Annotated in this window: 12 protein-coding genes; 5 read left to right on the plus strand and 7 right to left on the minus strand. The window is 46.6% G+C overall.

Annotated features, from left to right (window positions below; translation table 11 throughout):
• Nucleotides 1-64 precede the first annotated feature (64 nt).
• The 3 genes from JGK39_RS26675 to JGK39_RS26685 form a co-directional block, all read right to left on the minus strand.
• On the minus strand, nt 65-9,781 hold the full coding sequence (locus tag JGK39_RS26675; protein WP_293297147.1) for a tetratricopeptide repeat protein: 9,717 nt from the start codon (nt 9,779-9,781) through the stop codon (nt 65-67).
• 148 nt (nt 9,782-9,929) lie between these two features.
• Nucleotides 9,930-10,925 carry a homogentisate phytyltransferase gene (locus JGK39_RS26680; RefSeq protein ID WP_293253504.1) on the minus strand — a complete coding sequence of 332 codons (996 nt, stop codon included), beginning with the start codon at nt 10,923-10,925 and terminating at the stop codon, nt 9,930-9,932.
• A gap of 254 nt (nt 10,926-11,179) precedes the next feature.
• On the minus strand, nt 11,180-12,133 hold the full coding sequence (locus tag JGK39_RS26685) for a methyltransferase domain-containing protein (RefSeq protein ID WP_293253507.1): 954 nt from the start codon (nt 12,131-12,133) through the stop codon (nt 11,180-11,182).
• On the opposite strand from JGK39_RS26685, the gene JGK39_RS26690 reads away from it, so the two are divergent.
• From JGK39_RS26690 to JGK39_RS26700, 3 genes are all read left to right on the plus strand, one after another.
• The gene (locus JGK39_RS26690; RefSeq protein WP_293253510.1) at nt 12,127-12,354 is read left to right on the plus strand and encodes a hypothetical protein; all 228 of its coding nucleotides are present in this window, start codon (nt 12,127-12,129) and stop codon (nt 12,352-12,354) included. The genes JGK39_RS26685 and JGK39_RS26690 overlap by 7 nt on opposite strands.
• Entirely contained in the window at nt 12,351-13,685 is a 1,335-nt protein-coding gene (locus tag JGK39_RS26695; RefSeq protein WP_293253513.1) for a TrkH family potassium uptake protein, read from the plus strand. The genes JGK39_RS26690 and JGK39_RS26695 overlap by 4 nt, the downstream gene beginning before the upstream one ends.
• A 130-nt stretch (nt 13,686-13,815) precedes the next feature.
• Nucleotides 13,816-14,511 (plus strand): TrkA family potassium uptake protein, encoded by a 696-nt coding sequence (locus JGK39_RS26700; RefSeq protein ID WP_293253566.1) that lies wholly within the window; start codon nt 13,816-13,818, stop codon nt 14,509-14,511.
• Between the two features lie 260 nt (nt 14,512-14,771).
• On the opposite strand, the gene JGK39_RS26705 is transcribed toward JGK39_RS26700, so the two are convergent.
• Entirely contained in the window at nt 14,772-15,005 is a 234-nt protein-coding gene (locus JGK39_RS26705; protein WP_293253515.1) for a hypothetical protein, read from the minus strand.
• 202 nt (nt 15,006-15,207) lie between these two features.
• Here JGK39_RS26705 and JGK39_RS26710 point away from each other — a divergent pair, with 202 nt between their 5' ends.
• Complete coding sequence (locus JGK39_RS26710) at nt 15,208-15,333, plus strand: hypothetical protein (RefSeq protein ID WP_293253518.1); 126 nt, start codon at nt 15,208-15,210, stop codon at nt 15,331-15,333.
• 55 nt (nt 15,334-15,388) lie between these two features.
• Here the strand turns inward: JGK39_RS26710 and JGK39_RS26715 are convergent, their stop codons facing one another.
• On the minus strand, nt 15,389-15,526 hold the full coding sequence (locus tag JGK39_RS26715) for a hypothetical protein (RefSeq protein WP_293253521.1): 138 nt from the start codon (nt 15,524-15,526) through the stop codon (nt 15,389-15,391).
• Between the two features lie 142 nt (nt 15,527-15,668).
• Here JGK39_RS26715 and JGK39_RS26720 point away from each other — a divergent pair, with 142 nt between their 5' ends.
• On the plus strand, nt 15,669-17,636 hold the full coding sequence (locus JGK39_RS26720; protein ID WP_293253524.1) for a hypothetical protein: 1,968 nt from the start codon (nt 15,669-15,671) through the stop codon (nt 17,634-17,636).
• Nucleotides 17,637-17,972: 336 nt separating this feature from the next.
• On the opposite strand, the gene JGK39_RS26725 is transcribed toward JGK39_RS26720, so the two are convergent.
• Nucleotides 17,973-18,653 (minus strand): class I SAM-dependent methyltransferase, encoded by a 681-nt coding sequence (locus JGK39_RS26725; RefSeq protein WP_293253527.1) that lies wholly within the window; start codon nt 18,651-18,653, stop codon nt 17,973-17,975.
• Between the two features lie 264 nt (nt 18,654-18,917).
• Nucleotides 18,918-20,096, minus strand: coding sequence for a glycosyltransferase family 2 protein (locus JGK39_RS26730; RefSeq protein WP_293253530.1), 1,179 nt, complete (start codon nt 20,094-20,096; stop codon nt 18,918-18,920).
• Nucleotides 20,097-20,197: the final 101 nt, after the last annotated feature.

Raw genomic sequence — 20,197 nt, forward strand, 5'->3', positions numbered from 1 at the left:
AAAAAGCCTCAAATGATTGCAGAGCAATTATTTGAGGTTTTGAGAATTCTGAATTCTTTTGAAATTAAATCCGATCGAATATCTGCGGAATGTGGGTAATAACATCAAGAAAGCGCTTAACTTGTTTTTCCCAAGTCCAATCGAGCATAAAATTCGCCGCAGCTAAACCGCGATTTTTGGCAGCTTCGCGATTAGTATAAACTTGCTCTAAAGCCTCGACCACTTCCTCAACATCAGACTCTCCCCAACCTTCTACACCGGGAAAATGAGCAGTCGGCTTAACTCGTCCCTGATGCGACAAAGGATAGCAAATATTGCTGTAAATTAAGTCTAAATGTCCGGTATTTGCTGATAAAATAGTAGGAATTCCGCAGGCCATACTTTCCATTGCAACTAAATTAGTGCCGCCTTCGCAGCGGTTGGTGAAAACAGCGCAGTCGGCTTCTCGCAATATTTGTCCGGCGAGGTGATTGGGGATTAAACCGATGTCGATAAAAGATTCAACTGGTAAACCGTTAGCTGCCAACCATTGGGAAATTCCTAAACTTCCGTCGCGGTTGATATTGGGAAGTCCCGCCACGTTTCCGGTTTGTTCGATTCCCAGCATATATTGAGGCCAGAAGTTGTGCCATGTTGTTAGTAGTAAAGCTTCTGGATGTTTGGCGCGAAATCGTTTGAAAGCGGCAATTACAATGTCTTGGCCTTTGCGATATTCGAGTTTGCCGCCGGAGAATATGACGAAGCGATCGCCAAATAAGTTAGATTTAGGTGCAGGATGGAAAATTGCGGGGTCAATTCCTTGATTTACCATCGCCACGTTAGTCAAGCCGCAGCTTCTCAAAACATCGGCATTCCAGTGGGAACCGGCGACGATGGCGCGATATTTTTTGGCTGTTTCTAGGGCTGCTGCGGTGATGCGGGTGTCTTCAAAAAAGATCACTCCTACTTGACAAGGGCTGATTAGGTGATTGTCAACTCCCGAGGATGCTAAGTTATTCCCCAAAGCGTACAGTACAGGAAAGTTACAACTAATTTGTTTGTCGGAATTTGCTGTTACTAATTCCTGAAATTGTTTCTGCTTTTCTACTGCGGGTAATAACAGGGATTTGTGCAGCGGATTGATGGATTCTGAGGTGATGGATGGCGGTACTAAAAGTGCAACTTCCCAGGCGGGATTTCGCAGCAGTTGCAGTGTTAAATTCATGCCGTAAATTCCCCAGCCGCTGGTGATGCTGACTGGCCAACTGATGCCAATTCCTGTTATTTGTGGCGGGGTTTCTGGGGGAATCTGTAGGGGTGGTGGATGGTGCGTGCCCGCCCCTTGGAAACGGGTAATTAGCTGTTCTAGGGCTGCTTTTATACGATCGCCCACGGCATCCCAATCACCCGCTTTTGACTGCCTAAACAACCGCACAGTGGGATACCAAGGGCTGTCTTCCCGTGTCAACATCCACCGCCAATCCGACATAAAAGAGAGCAAAATCCAAACCGGTTTACCCAAAGCACCGGCTAAGTGGGCGATCGCAGTATCAACACAAATTACTAAATCCAGTTGCGAAATAATCGCTGCGGTGTCGGCAAAATCGACGCAATGTTCGCTTAAATCGGGGATTTGCTGTTGATTTAATAAAGTTAAATCGCCCGCCGACAAGTCTTTTTGAAGGCTGTAAAAACTCGCTCCCGGAACATCTAAAAACTTCAGAAAATCGCTCAATTTACACGATCGCTCGTGATTCTTGCGGTGCAGCGGGCCGCCCGCCCACACAATACCTACTTTTAGTTTATTGTTCGATTCTAGGGAAATTTTACCATCATCGGGCGCAGTTAAATAAGGAATATTTGCCGGGATTGTTTCCAAAGTTGTTCCCAGAATTCGCGGCAAACTTAGCAGCGGCGCTTGCACCTGAAAATCTCGCAAATTCTGCGGGTTTGTTACTACATTATCTACGCCTGCCACTTTTTCAAACAAACGCTTCAGCGATTGATGACAAGCAACCATAACTTTGCCGCCTTTTTGCTTGACTAAAGGTGCGTAGCGGATAAAATGAATCGCATCGCCAAAACCTTGTTCTGGGTGCAATAAAATTGTTTTTCCATGCAAATCTGAACCATCCCAAAGCGGGTAATTGGTATATTGTTGTTCTAATTCTTGAGTTTGCCAGCGCGATTCGTATTCCGCAAAACCACGCTGGAAATTGCCAGTCAACAGCAAAGCAAATGCTAGTCTTAAACGTAACTCTGGAGATTCTGGAGAGAGTTGAATTGCTTTAGTATAGCAGTCGATCGCCTCCGCAACTCTTCCTTGTGATTCCAGGGCGCAACCTAAATATAAGTTGGTTTCGCCCAGGTTGGGATTGGTTGCTAGTGCTTGTTGGTAGTGCTCCATTGCCTCGGTTATTTGTCCGTTTTCCTGTTTGAGATAACCTAAATAAGTGTGGGCTTCGGCGTGGTTGGGCGAACCGGCAATTACTTGTTCGTAACGCGCGGCTGCGGCTGCTTTGTTGCCTTGTTTTTGTAATGCTTTTGCTATGTGAAACTGTACGTCTATTTCTGCGATCGCACTTGATGATTGTTTAGCTTCAGTGGGAGTGGGAATTAACTCTTGTAAAGCGGTTTTTATGCGATCGCCCACGCCATCCCAATCGCCCGGTTTTGACTGCCGAAACAACCGCGCAGTGGGATACCAAGGGCTGTCTTCCCGTGCCAGCATCCACCGCCAATCGGGCATAAAAGAGAGCAAAATCCAGACAGGTTTGCCCAACGCACCGGCTAAGTGCGCCACAGCGGTATCGACGCAAATCACTAAATCTAGTTGCGATATCACCGCCGCAGTATCGGCAAAATCGTTCAAATTGTCGCTCAAATCTATGACAGAAGTTTGAGTTAGCAAACTTCTGTCATCCGCCGACACTTCTTTTTGAAGGCTGTAAAAACTGACACCGGGAATGTCTAAGAATTTCAAGAAATAGCTGAAATCGCTCGATCGCACAAAATCCTTCAAATGTTCCGAACTTCCCGCCCAGACAATTCCTACTTTGAAATTGCGATCGCAATTTAGCGAAAATTGCCAATTCGGCGGCGCCGCTAAATAAGGAACATTCGCGGGTATATTGTCTAAAGTTGTTCCCAGAATGTGCGGCAAACTCATCAGGGGTGCTTGCACTTGAAAATCGGGCAATTCTTCCACCCGCACCGCCACTTGTTCGATGCCAGGAATCTGCTTAAATAAACGCTTCAGTTCTTGATAGCAAGATATAATGACTTTGCCGCCTTTTTGCCGGACAATTGCGGCGTAGCGCACAAATTGAATTGCGTCGCCCAAACCTTGTTCGCAGCGGAGTAAAATAGTTTGTCCGTTCAAATCTGAACCCTCCCAAACTGGCTTGTCAAAATTCAACCGCTGCAATTTCTTCGCCTGATCTGTGTGCCACCGCCACTCGTATTCTGCTAAACCGCGCGGCAAGTCGCCAGTTAACAGCAAGACTAAGCCTAAATTGAAGTGAGCTTTAACACAGTTTGGATCCAGTGCCAGGGCTTGATTGTAATATGAAATTGCCCGATTTACGTCTCCTAATAGTTCCACGGCACTGCCTAAATTAGTAAGAGCTTCTACATAATTTGGCTGCAAAGATATTGCTAGCTCAAAGCTAGAAATTGCCTGCTCTATTTTGCCCGCAGCCAAATATGAATTTCCCAGATTATAGTGTCCTTTAGGATTGTTCGGTTCTGCTTCAATGGCACGCTGGTAAAGCCGTTGGGCATCGGCTGGTTGACATTTTGCTTGCATCGCCGCGCCCAAATTTACTAGGGCGGACACGTAATTGGCATTGAAGGAAAGTGCTTGCTGAAAATAGACGATCGCACTTTGCAACTCGCCCTGCTGCTGGAGAGTCGCGCCGAGATTGTTCAAAGCTTTGACATAAACGGGATTTAGGGCGATCGCCTTTTGAAAACAAATTACAGCCTCGGCGATATTTCCCCGATCTTGCAGCAAAATACCCAAGTTATTTTGCGCTTGAGCGCAGTTCGGGTCAATTTCGATCGCGCGCTGATAATACGTCGCAGCTTCGGCTAAATCGCCTGTTTGGTGCAGCGTGACGGCTAAATTAGTAGCGGACTCGATCGAATCTGGCTGCAAAACCAAAGCATTTTTGAAATACGCGATCGCCTCGGCAAGATTTCCTTGGGATTTCAGCACGTTTGCGCGATCGAATTGTTTCCTAGCCAACTCAATATTAGACGGAATTTCTACGGGCTCTCTAGCTTCTTGATGCTGGGAAATTTTTGCTTTCAGCGCCAAAGTAGCCCGATCTAAAACTCCATCCCAATCCCCCGCTGCTGACTGGCGAAACAGCCTTGCACTGGGATACCAAGGACTATCTTCGCGCTCCAACATCCACCGCCAATCCGGCACAAAACACAGCAAAATCCACACTGGTTTGCCCAAAGCACCGGCCAAGTGCGCTACAGAAGTATCTACAGAAATCACTAAATCTAGAGCCGAGATTACTGCCGCAGTAACGGCCATATCGTGCAAATCAGAGCTTAAATCTGTGACGGGCATTTGCTCTAACCAAGTCCGATCTTCGGCTGTCATGTCCTTTTGCAAACTGTAAAAATCTGCTCCGGGAATATCTAACAGTTTTGCCAACAAATCTAGCGGGAACGATCGTACCTTATTTTGTGAATGTTGGGAATTTCCAGACCACACAATCCCTACTTTCAAATTAGGAGTGTTCCGCAGAGTGCATTCCAAACCGGGGGGCGGAGCTAAATAAGGAACATTAGCCGGGATTGTTTCTAAAGTTGTTCCCAGAATGTGCGGCAAACTCATTAACCGCGCGTGAACTTGAAAATCTGGCGCATCATCGGGATTAATTATTAACTCGTCGATTCCCGAAACTTGGGCAAATAAGCGGTGCAAGTGCGGCAAACACCAAACAATTACCTTGCCGCCTTTTTGCTTGACTAAATCTGCGTAGCGGATAAACTGAATTGCATCGCCCAAACCCTGTTCCGGGCAAAGCAAAATTGTTTTTCCCTCCAAATCTTTGCCGTCCCAAATCGGCTGAATAAAGTTGTGGAGCGGGAACTGTTTTTCTTTAATCAGGAGCCGCCATTCGTACTCGGAAAAACCGCGCTGCAACTCTCCAGACAGCAGCAAAGCCAAACCTAAATTTAGGTGAGATTCTGGGTTAGTCGCATTGAATTGAACTGCTTGACTGTAGCAGGTGACAGCATCGGCTAATTGCCTGCCATTGTGCAACACTTTTCCCAAACCGTTGAGGGAATTCATGTTACCGGGTTTCAACTCGATCGCCCTACGGTAACAATCGATCGCCTCTACCGTGTTTCCGGCTTCCTCAAAAGCTTTACCCAGATTGTTCAAAGCTTCGGGAAAGTCGGGTTGCAGGCTCAAAGCTTGCTGGTAACAGGCGATCGCACCTGCAATTTTGCCCTGTTTGTGCAGGACAATTCCTAGATTGCAGCGAGCGGCAGCATTGGCTGGTAACTGCTGAATCGCTTGCTGGCAAACGGCTAGAGCCTCATCTAACTTGTCTTGCTGTTGCAGGGAACTCCCCAAAGCGATCAGAGTTTCGGCTAAATTCGGTTGCAGCGCCATAGCTCGATCGTAATAGGCGATCGCATCTGCAATTCTGCCCTGTCGGATCGAGGCGTATGCTAAGTTGTGCAAGGCGTCCACATAATTGGGCTCCAGCGCGATCGCCCGTTGGTAATTCGCGATCGCGCGATCGTAATTCGCCCCCGCTTCCTCCCCTTGCTCCTCCAGCACAATGCCCAAATTCAAATAAGCCACAGCACAATCAGGATTGACTTGAATTGCTTGCTCGTAAAGCGAGCAAGCCTCCGCCACATCCCCTTGCTCTTCCCGCAGCAGGCCCAAATTAACCAGCGCTTCCGCGCAATTCGGATTCAAAGACAGCGCGCGCTCGTATTCTGCGATCGCCCCTTCATTCTCCCCTGCTTCCGCCAGCGCACTGCCCAAATTGCTCGCAGTTTCCCCCAAATTCGGGTCGATTTCTAGGGCTTGCCGGTAATGGGCGATCGCCTCTGTCAACCGCCCGCTTTGCTGTTTGACAACACCTAAATTGCTGTGGGCGGCTGCGTAATTCGGATCGATCGCGATCGCCCGCTGGTAACACTCGATCGCACCGCCCAAATTGCCCTGCTGCTGCAAATCTCGGCCCAGCCGCAACTCTGCATCCGCCAAATCCGACGGCACAAATCCAGCGGAAACAGCGCCTAGAGCCTCCGCCACCCGCTGAAAAACAGGTTCCCAATCGCCCCTTTCCCGTTGCCGAAACAGCCTTGCACTGGGATACCAAGGGCTGTCTTCGCGCTCCAACAACCACCGCCAGTCGGGGGAAAACGCCAGCAAAATCCACACCGGTTTGCCCAAAGCGCCCGCCAAATGGGCGACAGCGGTATCGACAGTAATTACTAAATCCAGTTTGGCGATCGCAGCAGCAGTATCAGCCAAATCGCCAAAATGCGGGCTCAAATCGACGATCGGCGTTCCATTCAACAGCGCGCGATCGGCCTCTAAAACCTCTTTCTGCAAGCTGTAAAAAGTTACGCCCGAAACGTCCAAAAGCGGCAGAAACTGACTTAAACCGCAAGAACGCTGCATATTTTTGCGGTGTTTGGGATTCCCCGCCCAGACAATCCCAACTTTCAAATTGCGATCGGGCAAAAGTCCAAATTCAGCATCCGCAGGCGGAGCTAAATAAGCAGCAGTTGCCGGAATTGTTGAGAGCCTTGTACCGAGAACATAGGGTAAACTCAACATCGGCACTTGCACGTCAAATTCCGGCAGCGGTTCACCTCTAACTATCAGTAAATCAATGCCATCAATCATGGCAAACAAACGGCGCAATTGCGGGTAACAGTCAACAATTACCCTACCGCCTCGATTTTTGACAATCTCAACGTAGCGAATAAACTGAAGCGAATCGCCTAAACCTTGTTCGGCGTGCAGCAAAACAGTCTTTCCCTGCAAATTGGAACCATCCCACAGAGGCCGGTATTCTCTCGCCGAAAGCGTATTTCCCGGCGCCGTCAAAAGACAGGAATGGCCTGTTTTAAATTCTTTAATTTGCCAGCGCCACTCGTATTCAGCGAGGCCATTTTCCAAATCTCCCGCCAACAGCAAAGCCAAGGACAAATTCAGGTGAGCGCTAGCATGATCCGGGCTGAGAGAAATTGCGCGTCTGTAACAGGCGATCGCATCTTCAACCGCGCCTTTTTCCAGAAAAGTCCTGCCTAAATTGTTGATAGCTTCCACAAAATCCGGCAGCAATTCCAGCGCTTTGTGATAATACTCCAGGGCCTCTTCTAAATTGCCCTGTTCTTGCAAAACCGTTGCCAAATTGTTGTAAGCTTCCCAGCTATGCGGCTGAATTTCCAGCGCCCGCCGGTACAAATCGAGCGCCCTTAAAAGTTCGCCCTTTTCTTGCAGCGCCACCGCTAAATTAATCAGTGCGGGCACGAAATCCGGTTCAGCAGCCAGAGCTTGTTCGTAATGTGCGATCGCCTCTTCAACTTTACCTTGTTCCTCAAAAATCTTTGCTAAGTTGTAAGCTGTTTGAGGAATATTGGGAGCGATGGCTAAAGCTTCCTGGTAATGCGGAATAGCTGCATCTAATTCCCCATTTTCGTGTTTGAGAAAACCATAATTAATTCGCGCTTGGAAACAATAGGGAGCGAGAAATATAATTTGTTCGTAAAGGGCGATCGCCTCTAGCTTATCGCCTGTTTCCATTAAATGTTCGGCTTGTTGCAATAAATCCTCTAAAACAGCCGAATTTTGGTCGCCCGTTGCGACAACAGATGTCTCAATTCCCTGGGAATGCTTGACTGCTGAGTCATTTCCTAAAGCTTCGCCCGCAGTCACAAATATTTGTTTGTTTTCCTCAACCAAGCTGGCGCCTGTTATTTCCAGCGGCAGATTTTTCGCAGCATCCTCGCCAGAAGTAGCAGAATTGGCGATCGCAAATAAACTCAAAGCCGCCTGCACATCCTGAAACAATTCTTGCCAACTTTCCGGCTGACTTTGGCGGAAAAGCCTTGCAGTTGGATACCAAGGATTGTCTTCGCGATCCAGCAGCCAGCGCCAGTCAGGAGCAAAAGAAAGCAGCACCCAAACCGGTTTACCCAAAGCACCAGCCAAGTGTGCAACAGAGGTATCGACACTAATCACTAAATCCAGTTGAGATATAGCCGAAGCCGTATCAGCAAAGTCGCTCAGATGCGGGCTCAAATCCGGTATTAAGTGCTGGTGCAACAAAGTGCGATCGCACTCCGACAAGTTTTTTTGTAAACTATAAAAAGCAATTCCCGGCACATCCAAAAATTGCATAAAATCGCTCAAACTGCAAGAGCGCTGATTATCTTTCCGGCGCTGCGGACTTCCCGCCCAAACAATCCCCACCTTCAATTTTGCATCAGAAGCCAGCGCAAAATTGCACTCAGCAGGCGGAGCCAAATAAGGAACATTTGCCGGGATTGTTTCCAGAGTTGTCCCCACAATCCTCGGCAAACTCATCAGCGGTGCGTGAACGTCAAATGCTGGCAAATTCTCAAAACAGACTGATAAATATTCAATGCCGGCAACAGTCGCAAACAACCGCATTAAATCTGGATAGCAAGCCACGATAACTTTAGCGCCTCGGCGGTGCAAAATCGGCGCGTAGCGAATAAACTGAATCGAGTCGCCGAAGCCTTGCTCGAGGTGGAGTAAAATAGTTTTCCCCTGCAAATCCGCACCATCCCAAAGCGGCTGTGGAAATTGTCTCGCTTCTACTTGGGAAGTGCGCCACCGCCACTCATATTCAGCAAAACCGCGCTGAAAATCTCCAAACAATAGCAAAGTCAAGGCTAATTCCAGATGTGCGATGGCGTTGTCTGGCTGCAATTCCAAGGCTCGACGGTGACAAGCAAAAGCCTCTTGAAATTCTCCTAAATCGACTAAAGCGTGGGCGAGATTGTTAATAGCATCCACGAAGTCCGGCTTAAATTTTAATGCTTGTCGGTAGTGGGAAATTGCTGCTTTAGTATTGCCTTGTTCGTGGTAAAATGCTCCGACATTGTTCTGAGCTTCGGGATTGTTGGGTTCTAATGCTATAGCTTGCTGGTAGCAGTCGAAAGCTTCGGCTAATTTACCTTGCTGCTGAAAAATTCTTCCCAACCCGATCAGAGAATATGTCAATTTTGGATTAATTTTTAAAGCGTGCAGGTAACAGGCGACTGCCTCATTTAATTGATTTTTATCTTTTAATAAGCCTGCCAAATTGTGGGCAGTTTCCAGCAGGCTTGGATCGAGCTGGAGCGCTGTTTGATAATAGGAAATTGCCGAGTCAATTTCGCCCAAGTGCTGTTTGAGCCAGCCCAAATTGTTGTATGCTAGTGCGGTATTTGGTGAAAGTTGGATGACTTGTTCGTAACTGGCGATCGCCCTTTGACTTTCCCCTCGATCCATCAAAACATGGGCTTTGTTTAAATGTGCCTCTACAAAATCGGGGTTTTGGGCGATCGCGCGATCGTAAAAGTCGATCGCCTCAGCCACTTTTCCCTGCTGTCTGACTGCAATTCCCAACAAACACAACACATTTGCTGATTCCGGCTGCACTTCCACAATTTGCCGATACAAATTTTCAGCTTCTAACAAACGCCCCGCTTGGTGATATTCCCAAGCTATGTTTAAAGAATCTTCAGCACGCATTTTGACGGCAGATTTTTGCAATTTTTTCTTAGAAGCCATAGTTGTCTTTGTTGTTTGGGAGTTCGCCAACTTGTAATTGCCAACTTATTCTACTAATCCGTTAACTATTCCTACCTTCTTCCCTCAACATCCCTGCGTTAAATCCGTTACATCCGTTACATCCGCTACAAAATCCGCTGCCGAACTTCTACCCCAACAAACAAGCTGCGGGAAAAATCAAATATTCCAAGAAAAACAACTTCCAGATAAACTGATAAAAATCAGCAATTTCTTTTTGCTCGTCCAAATTAACCTTCGCACTCCAAAACCACATCAAACCCAAAGCCACCAAATGAGCAACCGCCAAAAACACTAAATTAACATTACTAGACAAGGCGACAGATCCGGCTAAAGTCGCGCCCAAATAGCAAACCGTCAATACCCAGCGAGACAAATTAAAGACAGCAGGCTTGCCCAGCTCGATCGTAAACGTAGTAATATTGTATTGCTTGTCGCCCTCCATGTCAGGGATATCTTTGAAAATGGCGATCGCAAAAGTAAACACGATCACAAAAACCGTCAGCACCCAAACTTGGGCCGGAATCACCAAAGACAGACTATTTAAGCTCCAGCCCGAAAAAACGCTTTTCGCCCTAGACAAACCCAAAACCCAATTAAAGTGTAGAAACAGCCCTAAATTGACGATCGCCCCCCGCACGCCCAAAATGCACAGCGCCGCCCAAAAAGGAAACCGTTTCAACCGAATTGGCGGCAGAGAATAAGCAGTCCCGATCGCCAAACTAACGCCAACTGTAGCCAGCAAAAACGGGCCTTGCAAAACAGCAGTCACAACCGCGATAATTCCCGCGGCAATTACAATCCACTCCCCAGTTTTGCGAGAAAACGCTCCCGAGGCGATCGGCAAATAAGGCTTATTAATTTTATCAATTTCAACATCTTCTAACTGGTTCAATCCCACAATATAAATATTGCCGCCAATGCAAGCCAACCAAGCAAAAGCTAGCGGCAGAAGTATCGGATTCACAAATAATCGAGTGCTTTGGGCGATCGCATACAAAGCCATTACGCTCAACGTAGTCCCGATAATCGTATGCGGTCGAGAAAACTCCCAAAATGCACTCACCCAGCGCTGCATCACATCATTTTTATCAATCCCAGACTTGTCGATCGAATCCTTACCCATAAATCACACAAACGCACCAAAAATAATATTCTGTAGGGTGCGCATTGCGCACCTTACGCCTTAACTTAAAAGTCAGTAAGGTGCGCATTGCGCACCCTACTCATCACACTCAAAACTCAAAATTTCTCTGATATAGCGGTTCTCAAAAAAGAGAGGTATGCCCACGGCGGCCTAGGCCCGCGGCGGCCTAGGCCCACGGCGGCTTATGCCCTATAGCACCTCATGTTACTGAGAAAGGCTATATTCTTTTCCTGTTATTTTACAGCACAAATCAGCCCGAAACGAATCAATCCGCTCTCATATCCCCGGCTCATCAATCCGAGAGCAAGTGCAGCTTGAATAGTCGTCCAACCGCTAGTCAGTAAACCCCAAATAGCACTCGGAGTAAAAGCAGAATCGATCACCACATCCCAAAAAGGAGCCACAGCTTTTGACCAATCAGCGCTGCGAATACTTGTCAGAGGCAAACTGCGGACAATTTCCTCATATTCCGGCAAAGAAATCACGTAAGGCAAAGCATAAACTCGGTAAATTTCTGCCAATTCCCTCCTCTCTGCATCTGTCAATTCTCCCGCCGTTTCTCCCAGCGGGCGGTGACACCAAGTAGCCAAAATCAAAGTTCCTCCCGGCTTTAGTACGCGGCAGCATTCCTGCAAAAACTTAATTTTGTCCGGCATATGTTCCCCGCTTTCGAGCGACCAAACTAAGTCGAAGGACTCATCAGGAAAAGGCATATTTAAAGCATCTGCCACCAAAAAGTTAACATTGCTTTCTAGCCCAGCAATTTTAGCGCGTTCCTTTGCTCTGTTTGCCTGTACCGGACTCAGCGTAATGCCGGTCGCTGTCACCCGATCGCCCGCTTGATTTGGTTGGCCCGATCGACTAAAATCAGGCTCGACCCCACCATCCGACTTTAAATTATTTTGCGCGATCGAACCAAACTTTTCGGTTAAATACAACGTGCTCCCGCCAATGCCGCAACCGACATCCAAAATGCGGTAAGGTTCTGATAGTGCCTGCTCTGTCGGCACTCGGGCCCAGCCCAGCAGTTCCTCGATCAAATCAATCTGAGCCTGTCGGCGCTCTTTTTTCAAATTGCCATCCGGGCCGTAGTAACCGTGGTGCATATGTTCGCCCCACACCTGCTCCCACAAACCGCTAGAAGCGTCGTAAAGTTGCTGAATTTGCTGGTAAAGTGTTGATGTCATCGCACGATCGCAAGTTGTTAAAGGAATTCTACCGTTATTTTCCCGTTGTTGTCATCGAAGTTGGCGGCGATCGTGCGATCGACCGCAGACACTCGCAGACATATCCTTATTTCAAGCTCGACGATCGATTTGTGCCTTCCCTCTCAAATCTCAAATCTCAAATCTCAAAATCTCAAAATCCCCAATCTAAAATCCCCAATCTAAAATCTAAAATCGAATGACTGTCTCGCGAACCATTGCTTTGGGATTTCTCGCCGTCATTACCGCAGGTGCTCTATTACTGATGATGCCATTTTCCACAATAGATGGAACTTGGAGCGATCCAATCACAGCACTCTTTACCTCTACTTCCGCTGTCTGCGTCACAGGCTTGTCGGTTGTAGATGTCGGAAAATATTACTCTTTTTGGGGGCAACTGTGCCTAGTTTTACTGGTGCAAATAGGAGGCTTGGGCTACATGACAGCCACGACTTTCTTGCTGCTGTTATTGGGCCGCCGCTTTGGCTTGAAAGACAAAATTGCCCTGCAACAATCCCTTGACAAACCTGGACTAGCCGGTGTATTGCAACTCGTGCAGTCAATTCTAGCAACAACCCTGTTGTTTGAATTAACAGGAGTGTTTTTGTTGATGTCGGTTTTCGTCCCAAAATACGGATTTAACCAAGGCGTGTGGTCTGCTATATTTCACAGCGTTAATGCCTTTAACAACGCCGGGTTTAGCATCTATTCAGATAGTTTGATGGGCTACGTAAATTCCCCTGCGATCAACTTCACCGTCACCGGTTTGATCGTATTTGGGGGAATCGGCTATCAAGTAATTATGGAACTGTACCTGTGGTTGCGCGATCGCTTCAACAAAAGCCCGATCTGCACAGTTTTTTCCCTCAACTTCAAAGTTGTTACCACTACAACTGCTGTCCTTTTAATTTTAGGAACGGTAGCATTTTTACTGCTAGAATACAACAACCCAGCAACTTTCGGCCCTCTCAATTTTCCGCAAAAGGTGATGGCAGCTTGGTTTCAATCAGTTACTCCCCGCACGGCAGGATTCAATACAATTGATATCGGCAAAATGAGCGAAGCAGCGCTATTTCTGACGATCGCCCTCATGTTTATCGGCGCCAGTCCCGGCAGCACCGGCGGCGGCATCAAAACCACAACTTTTAGGATATTGTTTAGCTGTACCGCAGCAGTTCTAGAAGGCCAGGAAGAGGTGCAGTGCTATCAGCGTCAAATCCCGCCCGCACTGATTCTGAAAACCATTAGCGTAGTCTTCGGCTCGCTGTTAGTCGCCTTCACATCTGCAATTTTAATTGAACTGACCAATCCCCAACTAGAATTTATCCAAGTGCTATTTGAGGCAGTTTCAGCTTTTGGCACCGTCGGCCTTTCCACAGGGATTACAGCCAAGATTTCGGCGATCGGCAAATTAATTTTGATTGCTACGATGTACATAGGTCGGGTTGGCGTACTGCTGCTGATGAGTGCCGCTGTCGGCGACCCCAAACCCAAAACTTTTAAGTATGCTGAGGAAAGTTTGTTAGTCGGATAGCAAAATCATACCTCGTTCCTGATAATCTAAACAATGGGTAACAACCCAAATCCATTTTTACAAATCAAAAGGAGGCAGCGCTGTCTATGTTAAAATTTGAATATCCAGACCTTCAGCGCTGAATATGAGCGTGAACCTTTCATCTTTAAAATTTTTTCGCAGTTTGCGGGCCGAAAACAAGCAATTTGCAGTTATTGGTTTGGGGCGTTTCGGCAGAGCTGTGTGTTCGACTCTGCACGGCTTGGGCTACGAAGTCCTCGGGGTTGACACCGACGAAAAAAAAGTAACTCAAGCTTTGAGCGATCGCATTTCGGCTCACGTTTTGCAGTTAGATTCTACAGAGCCTAGCGCTCTACAGGAAGCAGGTATATTTGAATTTGAAACAGTGATTGTGGCGATCGGCAATTACCTCGCCGAAAGCATTACCACCACCCTCAACCTAAAAGAAGGCGGGGTAACTCACGTCATCGCCAAAGCTTCCTCGGAAACTCACTTAAAACTGTTGAAAAAAGTCGGCGCCGATCATGTAGTTTTTCCCGAACGAGAAATGGGCTGCTCTTTGGCCCGCATTCTTACACAACCCAGCATTTTAGAACGCTTTGACCTCGACCCTAATCACAGCATTGTTGAGTTGCTCGTTCCTGAAAAATTTGACGGTAAAACCATTGCCGATTTGGATCTGAGGCGCCGGTACGGTTTGAACTTGCTCGCAGTCGGCCGCGGCGACAATTTCGAGATCAATCCCCAGCCAAACGAACGCTTGAAAAACGGCGAGGTGATGGTAGTAATTGGTTCTAATAAAGATATCAATCGCTTGCCAATTTAACAGCTCGCCATTTGAGATACTCGATTCTGTAGGGTGCGCAGTGCGCACCTTATATTATGTCCGATATTATGTGTTCTGGAAGAACCACCTCGATCTTTTAAATTTTAACCTAAATATCTAGAGTTAATTTCACCAATGCTGGGGTTGCAGCTTCCGATGAGAAGACAGCCGGAACAATAGCCAAAAACGAAATTTTCTCAAAAAAGTAGAAGCACCCCTGAACCCTCCCGCAACTTAAGCAGCGCGCGAGGCTTGAAAAATTAGCCGAGTTTTAAAATCTTGTCCAAGTAAGCTTTGCCAAAAACCAGCACTGCCAACACTAGGGCGAGTTCAACAGGCCAAGGACACAGGGCCAAAAACCAAATTAGCGAACACACCCCAATAATTGCAGCTATGGGAGCCGGAATCCCGTCTAGCGTTCTGTTGTCAGTCCCAGCAGTCACGAGCCCAGCGATCAAGCAGAGCGTAAACGGAATCAAGCAACTTGCGATCATGGCTTTTACCTCATTAAATTTTTTTTACATATGGCAGATGAGCTTATTGTAACGATACATTAAAAATTCGGAAATATACCAGAAACTTTGATATTATTTAATGTTACGTAACGAATACCCTCTGACAAAAGTTGTTAAATTTTGAGCTTTGACTCTGTCCGAAGCCATGAAGTAGCTGAGCCGAAGGCAGAATTTGGGAATTTTGGTTTTGGCATCCGCGATCGCAGCCGAATACCTGGAGAGGAACTGCGATGCACCCTCGATCGCAGTTCTGGAATACATCACCGACAAAATGGGACACTACGGAGGCTGGGCTGATTTCCGGTAGCCTGCCTTTTTGCTGTCTGTACAGACACGATGTCTGTAGAAGGCCGATCGCCCCGCTAACCTTTGGCTCGATCGAACAAAAGATGATATTGCTGGGCGACCTTTTTGTGATGGATTGTGCGATCGGTCTTTGCTTCCCCATCTCTCACTAAAAAATAAATTCCCAAGCCATTAACCGCCTTTTTTGCCGCCATTAATTAATATAAATAATTAACAATAAATTGACTAAAATAACCCCCTATTGTATAATCGTAAACCCTCCCTATAAAAATAGCCGACACTTGACAACTAATCACCGAAAAAGTTAACTATTTAATAGATAAAACTCCTACAGCAATGATCTCATACCTCATCTCATTTTCCTACGGTATTTGCCTGCTACTATCCCTCATCGGTTGGGGAAAAGTCCTCAACCACATCCTGTTCCCCAACCAGCGAATTGACTGGGGACAAAGAGCCGCTTGGGGTCTAGCTTTTAGCATTCTAATTGGCGGCATCTTAAATGCAACCTGGACTATTTCCCAAACCACAATTCTATTTTTTTTAGGTTTGGGACTCATTTACTGTCTAATAGACTTAGTAAATCACAGACAATTAATTATTAATAATATCTTGCACCTATTTCAAGAATGCCGCAAAAATAGAGTCATCTTAGCAGGCATTGCCATAGTTAGTCTACTAATTTTAATTCAATACGCCGGATGGCTTTATACAGGCAGAATCAACATTGCAAATATGGTCTACGCTGACGGGTTTAATACCAGCGACGACTACCACGCTTACTTAGTATTTCCCCACAAAATGCTGCAACTCGGTTCCATGGGCCCAGACCCTTTTAGCGAACGAAGAATAGTATCTTTCGGTGGGCAGTCATTTCTCCAAGCATTGATTTTAAGCGGACTTTCCGACACTAATTTCAACCTCATCGATCCCGCTTTGCCCCTGATAATTACTGTCGGACTAATTCTCGGGTTTTTCAAAGAAAATAAAGCCTCAACCAAACGAATCATCTTCACTATTTTATTCTTGCTTTTGATTCCACTCCCCAAAGCTAACACTACAAGTATCATGCTACCCGTTGCTTTATTTGTAAGTTTGTTCGGGACGCTTGACAGTAAAGAAATAGAAGGCAACCATTGGGCGGCAAATGCTTGCATATTAGCTTTAATTGCTGCGGCTATTTGTGCTTTAAAATCCTCGCTGATACCCGCCTGTGTATTTCTATTTGCCGCGAGCTATCTTTGCTATTTAATTAGCTCCAAATCAAAACAAAAAGTTTTATTTGAATTGGTCTTGACAACCGTCTTAATCGGAGTATTTCTAATGCCTTGGATGATTTCAATGTATCAATCCTCAGGCACTTTATTGTATCCTCTATTGGGAAAAGGCTATCACGCCTCCGCCTACGGCATTACCTTCAAATCAGGTTCGACGTTATTCGGGACTGCTAAAAGCGCCATGACAGCATTCCAAGGTATTTACGTTTTTATACTGATATTGCTCGGCTGTTTGAGCTTGAGCATCCGACCTTGGAAGTTTGGCAATTTACCCGAAGAAACCTCCTTCTCGAACCGCCAAGCAGTTTTATCTATGACAATTGCAGCGGGATTGGCGACAATTGCTGTAGGCGTACTTACCGAAAATGCTGACCCTTTTCGCTATTCATTTTCTCACCTTTTCCCAGCAATTTTAATATTGATAGCGGTCGCAATGACCGACACTGGAGCATTAAACAAAAATGGAACAGCCAATTTCTTTATTGTTGCAGTATTTTGTGCGGGATTGGCAATTAGCTATAACTGGCCTATCGCTAAACAGACTTATTCAGCTTATGTAAAAAATATTGAATTTGGGCTAACAAATCCATCCTTAGTTACAGCAAAGCAAAAATCGCAGTACGCAGCAATGCAGGAGTCTGTGCCACAGGGAGAAACCGTTTTGACCAGACTAGATGCACCTTTTATCCTCGACTTCAAACGCAATCAAATTTTCCTAGCAGACTGGCCGGGGGGAGCGAGTTTGCCGCCCGGTATGCCTGCATTCAAAGGCCCTGAAGCCTTAGCCAACTATTTAGTTTCAAAATCTATTCGATACATAGCTTATTCGTCTTGGAGCCTCAATCATCCCGCAGATGTAGATACTTCTGGCCCTGGATTGTCATCTTGGTTTCGACTGCAAGCAAAACTCTCTCACGACTTTCGGGATAACGTGCGACAACTTGCAAAAACTCGCAAAAAACTTTATGAAGACGGAGAAAATTTTGTGCTGGATTTGGGAACTAAAGCCATCTCTACGGGTTTGTAGTTCGGAACAGTTGTTAGAATCAAAGCAAGCTGAAAAAGTCTTGCATGATACGCTAATGATAGCGGTAAGGTGCCCATTGCGCACCCTACAATAACTAATGATAGCGGTAAGGTGCCCATTGCGCACCCTACAATAACTTTATTCAGGCATTCTTTGTGAACAATAACTTTATTCAGGCATTCTTTGTGAGCGGTAAGGTGCCCATTGCGCACCCTACAATAACTAATGATAGCGGTAAGGTGCGCATTGCGCACCCTACAATAACTTTAATCTTTAGTCCGCGGAGGTGGACTTTGTTTGACAAGGAGCGGTTTCAACCGCGCCCGTCTTATCTAATCAAAGGGGATTTTTAACATAAAAGAGCAGATTGGATATCAAACCGAGAAGCCGAAAATGTCTGGTAGAAACTTGAGCATCTGCTGGCAACATCTTTAACACATCTTTCTCGGATAATAGGTTGAGATTCTCCTCTTTGGCGAAGAAGTTTTTGCCGAGCAATCTCAACAAAGCTCGAAACCAAGAAGGGGGAAACCAGTGTATTAGGGGAACAGCAGTATGGAATTCTACGGGATACCAGCGGTTGGGAGTGGTGATGCAGCAAGTTTTGCCGACTCGGCAAAGTTCCCGAACAAAGGCTTTTTGCTGAGTTCTATTGCCGACGTGTTCGATTACGGCAAAACTCACGACTAAATCAAAACTTTTGTCGGGAAATGGTAAGGTCAACCCGTCGGAACGGACGTATTTTAAACCGGGATATTCTTCTTCTAAAAACGCAGCATCTTCCATGCCGACTGCGGTTATTTTATGGGGGTACGGATAGAGTTTTTCAAAGAAATTGCAATCTTCGCGGCGGTCGGAAGTTACTCCTACATCGAGGACTGTTGTGTCGTCGCTGGGATTGGCTAATGCCAGGAGCAAATCGAACATTTTTTGGCGGGCGTACCAAGATAGTTTAGTTGCGAAACCGCCTAGCTTGGGACCGATATACTCGCTGGATTTGTTTTTAGTTACTGTCATAGGATTTGAGGTTTTGGATGCACTGATTATATGGGTGAAGCGTGATTGTTCGCGATCGCTTTAACACAGCATTTGGGCAAGTCAGTCGATTTTAGATTTTAGATTTTAGATTTTAGATTGACTCGATATATTAATTGGGGAGCTTGAAGCTTGGTCTAAAATCTAGGGATATCTACTCAGGAGCGTCGGCAGCCTGTATCTGTTTGTGGGCGGGTTGAAATCATCTTTGCTGACAATGGTAATAAGATTTGAGGTTGAATTATTTTACCTGCGTTTTAAGCTCAGGACGCTGAGAAAAAAGCTGGACAGAACCATCTGCAAACCGACGGTCAGGCAGGTGAGCGAGGGAATAACTAAACGCAGAGTTTTAGAAGGGTCTAGAGAACCGAAAGCAGTTTCGCTCCAGATAGTTAATGACAAGAACGAGCCAATTATTCCGATTAATATTAGCGTGAATCCGACAATCAATCCTGTCTCTAGGGTGACATAGCGAAATATTTTGTTTAGTTTGGGGTCTTCCGGCAACAGTTTCTCGCTGATGGCGAAAAATTTGGTGAAGAAAGCGAATGTTACTGCTTGAAAACCGACGATAATTGCGATCGCACTATAAAGCAGCGTATGTACATCAAAGCTGATACTTCCAATTTTTTGAGTACCGGGTAACAGCCAAATGCCAACAATTAAACCCAATATCATCAGCGCTGTACCGGGATACAGAAACAGCCACCGGGGGCTGTACAGCAGCAAAAATCGGAGGTGGCGCCAGCCATCTCGCCAAGTTCGCAGGTGTGGCGGGCGCGATCGGCCGTCGGGAGAGAGTACGGTTGGGACTTCAGTTATTCCCAACTTGTACAGAGATGCCTTGACGACCATTTCGCTGGCAAATTCCATGCCCGTTGTTTGCAAGTCGAGTTTCAAAATTGAGTCTCTCCTGAAACCTCTGAGCCCGCAGTGAAAGTCGCCGGCGGGACTTGAAAAGAATAAGCGCCCAACCCATGTCAGCACCGGATTTCCTAAATATTTGTGCAGCGGCGGCATGGCCCCCGGTTTGATGCCTCCTTGAAAGCGGTTTCCCATGACTAAATCGCAGCCTCCCCGCAATTTTTCGACAAAGGCGCCGAGGCTGGAAAAGTCGTAGCTGTCGTCAGCGTCGCCCATGATAATATAAACTCCGCGCGCTGCTACGATGCCTCCCATCAGGGCGCTGCCGTAGCCTTTGGCTGCTACGGGTACGACTCGGGCCCCCAATCTGGTGGCGATATCTTGAGAACCGTCTGTGCTGCCGTTGTCTGCTATGATGACTTCGCCGGCAATATCAAGTTCGCGCAGGGACTTCTGTGCTTTGTCGATACAGATTTCTAAAGTTTCTGCCTCGTTGAGGCAGGGCATGAGTATTGAGAGTTCGAGACTGTATTCCTCGCTGGTGTTGGTCTGTTCTGCCATATGTTTGTTCCAGGCGTTACTGGCGATCGACAATACTTACTGTTCCAGTATCTATGCTTAAATTATTAGTGGTGAAGAAAACTCAACAAAACTTAATTAAA

Source organism: Microcoleus sp. PH2017_12_PCY_D_A, from assembly GCF_020738565.1.
Classification (GTDB): domain Bacteria; phylum Cyanobacteriota; class Cyanobacteriia; order Cyanobacteriales; family Microcoleaceae; genus Microcoleus.